This window comes from Escherichia sp. E1V33, from assembly GCF_004211955.1.
GTDB lineage: Bacteria > Pseudomonadota > Gammaproteobacteria > Enterobacterales > Enterobacteriaceae > Escherichia.
This window is the reverse complement of record NZ_RHJI01000009.1, coordinates 192,540-198,539: the sequence shown is the minus strand read 5'-3', so window position 1 is coordinate 198,539 and position 6,000 is coordinate 192,540. Positions and strand designations below refer to the sequence as shown.

General features: G+C 42.9%; 4 protein-coding genes. All 4 read left to right on the top strand.

The features are described from left to right. Positions 1-292: 292 nt before the first annotated feature. The 4 genes from D9742_RS07940 (at position 293) to D9742_RS07925 (ending at position 5,968) form a co-directional block, all read left to right on the top strand. On the top strand, positions 293-694 hold the full coding sequence (locus tag D9742_RS07940) for a DUF302 domain-containing protein (protein ID WP_130236526.1): 402 nt from the start codon (positions 293-295) through the stop codon (positions 692-694). A gap of 251 nt (positions 695-945) precedes the next feature. Next, positions 946-2,469 carry a cyclic diguanylate phosphodiesterase gene (locus D9742_RS07935; RefSeq protein WP_130236525.1) on the top strand — a complete coding sequence of 508 codons (1,524 nt, stop codon included), beginning with the start codon at positions 946-948 and terminating at the stop codon, positions 2,467-2,469. A 130-nt stretch (positions 2,470-2,599) separates the two neighbouring features. Next, positions 2,600-2,818 (top strand): cell division-associated protein YmgF, encoded by a 219-nt coding sequence (gene ymgF, locus D9742_RS07930; RefSeq protein ID WP_130236524.1) that lies wholly within the window; start codon positions 2,600-2,602, stop codon positions 2,816-2,818. A 507-nt stretch (positions 2,819-3,325) separates the two neighbouring features. After that, entirely contained in the window at positions 3,326-5,968 is a 2,643-nt protein-coding gene (locus tag D9742_RS07925) for an autotransporter outer membrane beta-barrel domain-containing protein (RefSeq protein WP_130236523.1), read from the top strand. The last annotated feature ends 32 nt before the right edge of the window (positions 5,969-6,000 follow it).

Sequence of the window (6,000 nt, the reverse complement as noted above, 5' to 3'; positions counted from 1 at the left end):
ATTTGGCCGGGTTCTCAAAAAGTGCATGGAACTAAAACGGGTCTATTTACATTTGTAACTACAGGGTTTATGAAGGGAGTGTCTTATGGAATCAGAGTCCGCGTTAGCTTGATGGTTTTATAAACATAGTGGATATTGAGAATTTTTAATTCTAACTGGTTAGAGTGAGTTATCGGAAATTGTTATTTCTCTGATATACAAGAATGTGAACAAGTTCAGGTTTTAAAATTTTGTATTTATATTATGGTTATTTGATAGTTCACATTGATTATTGTGTTAATGGTAAGACGTTATGATTCAACTCAACAGTGCATTTGACTTCGAGCATACCAGAACACGTCTTCTTAAGGCGGTATCAGATAATGGTCTGGTTTTATTTGGCGAGTTTGACCACGCGAAAGCTGCCCGTAATGCAGGTCTTGTAATGCCGCCAACGGCTGTTCTGGTATTTGGTAATCCTGAAAAGGGAACGCCTTTGATGTTGGAACATCCAGACCTAGCTCTGGATTTACCTTTCAGGGTACTCCTTCGCCAATTGCCAGGAGGACAGGTCAACGTAAGATTTCACTCGGCAGAAGAATTGAAATGTTATGGACTTGACTCAACGGCAATACAGACGCTGAAAAAGCTGGAATTATTGGTACAGAAATGCATTCAACCTATTGATTCGCATATGCATAAAGGCGAAAGTTAAAGCTAAAGGGAAACGTGCTCAACCTATATTTTTGTTCCCGAATTATTACCCTATGCCTCTTGTCTGCTTAAAGACCAATTGATTAACACAAACATTAGTTTTTCATCAGTCATTGAAAGACTTGCGGCATGTTGGGCAAAATTTCATCTGATGCGTGGATATTTCTGATTCTCTCGACCATGCTCTTTGTAGACGCCAGATTGAGCGAATGAATATCACCCCTCTATTAACCTGTTGTCAGGGACACGCAGATGCGCAATACACTTATCCCTATCCTCGCTGCGGTTTGCCTGTTTATTACCGGCGTCTCTATTTTGAACATCCAGCTCTGGTATTCCGCAAAAGCGGAGAACCTGGCAGGGGCGAGATATGCCGCAAACAATATCAATCATATACTTGAGGAAGCGGCACAGGCGACTCAAACGGCACTTGAAATAGCCAGAAAAGGGTGCGATCTGGATGAACAATATCAACTAGGTACGGAAGCAGCGCTCAAGCCACATCTGCGTACGATCATCATTCTCAAACAAGATGCGGTCTGGTGTACATCGCTGCCGGGCAATCGCGTGCTGCTATCACGTATACCCGTGATTCCTGAAAGCAATTTACTACTAGCTCCGGCAATCGATACTGTTAATAAAATGCCCATTTTGCTTTATCAGAATCAGTTCGCAGATACTCGAATTTTGGTGACTATTAGCGATCAACATATTCGTGGGGCGCTCAATGTGCCGTTGACGGGGACTAAATATATTTTACTCGTTGGCGGTAGTATTATTGGCCCGTCGGGAGATGTGACGACTCTCAATGGTAATAATCACTTTTCTGGACGAGTTAACTCGACAAAGTATCATTTCAGTATTATTTATAACCAGCCGCCTCTATTTAGCTTTAGCAGACTTATCGATAAAGGTCTGGTGATATTGATATTCATTTTGTTAATATCCTGCGCCGTTGCCTTCCTGCTTGATAAATATTTCAACAAAAGCTCGACACCTGAAGAGATCCTCCGGCGGGCAATACATAACGGTGAAATTGTGCCTTTTTATCAACCTGTGGTAAATGGGCGGGAAGGAACGTTACGCGGCGTGGAAGTCCTTGCCCGCTGGAAACACCCTCGAGGAGGATATATCTCTCCTGCGGCTTTTATTCCTCTTGCTGAAAAATCAGGGTTGATAGTTCCGCTCACCCAAAGTTTGATGGGCCAGGTTGCCAAACAAATGAATGCGATCGAAAGCAAACTGCCTGAAGGTTTTCACGTTGGGATAAATTTCAGCGCCTCGCATATTATTTCGCCGACATTTGTTGAAGAATGTCTGAAATACAAAGACAGCTTCGCGCGCCGTGATTTGAATCTCGTACTTGAAGTTACTGAGCGTGAGCCTTTGCATGTTGATGAAAGTCTGGTCCAGCGACTAAACATGTTGCATGAAAATGGTTTTGTCATTGCACTGGATGATTTTGGTACTGGATACTCGGGGCTTTCTTATCTCCATGATCTACATATTGATTATATTAAGATTGATCACAGTTTCGTCGGGCGGGTCAACGCAGATCCAGATTCCACCCGGATTCTGGACTGTGTGCTGGATCTGGCGCGCAAACTTTCTATCAGTATTGTCGCTGAAGGCGTTGAGACGAAGGAGCAACTCGATTACCTGAACAAAAACAACATCACGTTCCAACAAGGGTACTATTTCTATAAACCGGTGACATATATTGAGCTGGTCAAAATTATTCTCTCAAAACCGAAGGTGAAAGTGGTAGTTGAGTGAAAAATGATCGCCCACGCGTAAAGTGACGTAATTATAGACAGCTAATTGGCTCGTTTCGTCTTGTTACTATTGTTCATTATTTTGTTTGCTATAATTGTCTGAAATTTTTGACAGGATTACCATCAGTAGCATGAACAAGAGTAATAATTTGGATTATTTTACTTTGTATATCATTTTCTCCATTGCATTTATGCTAATCACCTTCCTGGTTATCCTTTTTGCCAAACCCAGCACCTGGCTGGGAGAAGTGCTTGTTACTATAAATTTGCTAAATGCGTTGGTTTGGTTGGTGATCAATGTGGTTAATCGGTTAAGGGAAAAACTCATTAGCCATAGGGATCAGCATTAATCCTTCTGTTATCACTGTCAGAAAACGGCGGAATGTGTTGCTGGCAGTGAATGTTTTATCCTGACGTGGCCTGGCGATTAAACTACCATTTATTGGGCTAATGTCCTGTTGATGGTATCCCGCGTATCATGATCATGGTTTCACTTGGCTTGAGTCACAGGTTGATGATTTCGGAAACAGACCATAGGAGGAAATATTGCAAAAATAGTTATCAACAGTGGTGTAATCACAATGGATTTTATATATATACAGAATAATTGCGCTGGTAACTATTAATGGTTTTGCAGCTGATACGTTATTTGTTAATCAGTTTTCCCTCTCTTAAGTGATCAATATCATAAAAATAAGTAAAAAAACGATAATACTGGCTTATTTATCATTCATGCTTTGTCTCTGTTTATATATTTGAATTTTTTGTTTTTGCCTTCACCATCCATTTTGGTAATCTGCACTTATAGGTTATTTGACCAGGAACGTTTGTTAATCCAATGAATGGATGGCTAATCTATGAAACTGAAAAAAATACCCGGGGTTAGTTTGGGACTTATTGCTCTGGCGATGAGTAATGCGTATGCGGAGTATGATTTTAAAGAAATATATCTTAAGAGGATAGAAAATGAAGAAATAAACCAACCTGAAGAATCTAGCGATATTCCGGCCCTGTATGTAAACTCTCCTTACGAGGGCTTGTTGGTTTTTAATTCAAAAATAACAACGTCAGGTAATAATAGCCATGCCATTTCTGCCCGCGATGGTGGTTTGTTTTTATCTGATGTCATTGAAGTTTATACTTCTGGTGATGGTAGCTATGGGATATCAGTTGATAACGCGCAAGCATATATCCGAGACGTAACTATAAAAACAACGGGAAATAAACTCAGCGATGATTACGATGCGCGTTCGTCAAATGGTATTGTGAGCGAAGAGGGCGGGAGGATTATCATTAGTGGTAATAATTCTGTTACCACTACGGGAACCCATGCTGCGGGACTGCTCAGTCAGGTTAATAACGCTTTAACCGATACAGAGTTAACCACTGTGGGGAATATCGTAGTTTCGACAACCGGTAATTATTCCGCAGGTGTTTTAGCGTGTTCTGCCCCTGGCGATAAGCGTGGCTGCACTGATGCCATTGATACGGAACCTACTGGCCACTTCGATACAACAGGGACTAAGGCGATCGTTGATGTAACCCACGGAACCATCGAAACGTCTGGTGAAAATAGCTATGGTGCTTACGCAAATGGCCTTAACGCTGAAGTAAAACTTAGTGATGTTGATATTTTAACGAATAATGAGGGCAGCCATGCACTTGCTATACGAGGAGGCTCAATTAGTGTCGAGCAAAGTCAAATAAACACCGCTAATAAAAACGCAAATATTGCGATGATTTATAATGGTGGAGAGTTAACACTTAAGCAGGTAAATGCAAACTCTACAGGCGCGAGTATTTCAGTTGTATCGGCAAGTTCTTTAGCCCCAGAATCTACTAATGATGGGGATGAAAGCGGAATAGCTAATATCAAACTTGAAGGAAGCACATTGACATCATTAAATGATGTCTTCATTGATAATCAGAATGGGAATGCCAGCATTACAGCCACGGCGTCGGAATTTAATGGAAGTGCAAAACTCGCTGGTGGTACAACTACTCTGACGCTTTCTGATACCTCAATCTGGTATATGAACAAGGACTCCGTTGTTACCCATCTGACTAATTCAGACAGCATTATCAATCTTTCGCATGATGATGGCCAAACATTTACCCAGGGAAAAACGTTAACCGTAAAAGGTAATTATGTCGGTAATAATGGTCAGCTTAACTTTCGTACCGTATTAGGTGATGATCAAGCGGCTACGGACAGACTTATTGTTGAGGGTAATACTTCGGGTACGACTACCGTCTATGTGAAAAATGCCGGAGGAAGCGGTGCGGCCACGCTAAATGGGATCGAACTCATAACTGTGAATGGCGATGAATCTCCAGCGGATGCCTTCAGACAAGGCGATGCAAGGATTGCCGCCGGAGCTTTTGAATATCAACTAAAACAGCAAGGCAAAAACTGGTATCTGACAAGTTATCAGTCAGTGAATGAGGAGAATAATAACTCAGAGGGAAATAACAGCTCAGAGGGAAATTCAGAACCAACAGCAACTCCTGGACCAGTCCTTCGTCCCGAAGGTGGCAGCTACGTTGCTAACATCGCTGCAGCTAACACTATGTTTGTTATGCGTTTGAATGATCGCGCTGGAGAAACCCGCTACATCGATCCTGCGGTAGAACAGCCGCGTTCTAGTCGATTATGGCTACGTCAGATCGGCGGACACAACGCCTGGCGAGACAGCAGCGGACAGCTGAAAACAACCTCGCATCGCTATGTTTCGCAACTAGGGGGTGATTTGCTAACAGGCGGTTTTACCGACAGTGATAGTTGGCGGTTTGGTTTGATGGCAGGATACGCTCGTCATTACAACTCTTCTCACTCCAGCGTTTCTGACTATCGTTCCAAAGGTAGCGTAAGAGGATATAGCGTAGGTGTATACGCCACCTGGTTTGCTGATGATTTCAGCAAAAAAGGCGCATACGTTGATGCCTGGGCGCAATATAGCTGGTTCAAAAACTCGGTGAAAGGGGATGAATTGGCCTACGAATCATACAGCGCAAAAGGCGCGACCGCCTCGCTGGAAGCCGGGTACGGTTTCGCGTTGAATCAACACGTTGGTCTGGAAGAGGCGAAGTATGAATGGATTTTGCAGCCACAGCTACAGGCAATCTGGATGGGCGTAGATCATGACGTGCACACGGAAGCTAACGGCACACGAGTTGAAAACAACGCGAATAACAACATCCAGACCCGACTCGGTTTCCGGACCTTTATCCGTACAGTGGAGAAAAACAGCGGCCCGCACGGTGACGACTTTGAACCTTTTGTTGAAATGAACTGGATTCATAACAGTAAAAATTTTGCTGTCTCAATGAACGGGGTGAAAGTTGAACAAGACGGTGCGCGTAATCTGGGGGAAATTAAACTCGGCGTTAATGGCAATCTGAATCCAGCGGCCAGCGTCTGGGGAAATGTTGGCGTTCAACTGGGTGATAATGGCTACAATGACACCGCAGTCATGGTGGGATTTAAATATAAGTTCTGATTATTACGCCAGCTAAAAAAACGCGCCGAATC

What these genes read in the sequence shown, in the direction of transcription:
- D9742_RS07925 (WP_130236523.1), top strand. Translation starts at nt 3,326, where the DNA reads ATGAAACTGAAAAAAATACCCGGGGTTAGTTTGGGACTTATTGCTCTG.
- ymgF (WP_130236524.1), top strand. Translation starts at nt 2,600, where the DNA reads ATGAACAAGAGTAATAATTTGGATTATTTTACTTTGTATATCATTTTC.
- D9742_RS07935 (WP_130236525.1), top strand. Translation starts at nt 946, where the DNA reads ATGCGCAATACACTTATCCCTATCCTCGCTGCGGTTTGCCTGTTTATT.
- D9742_RS07940 (WP_130236526.1), top strand. Translation starts at nt 293, where the DNA reads ATGATTCAACTCAACAGTGCATTTGACTTCGAGCATACCAGAACACGT.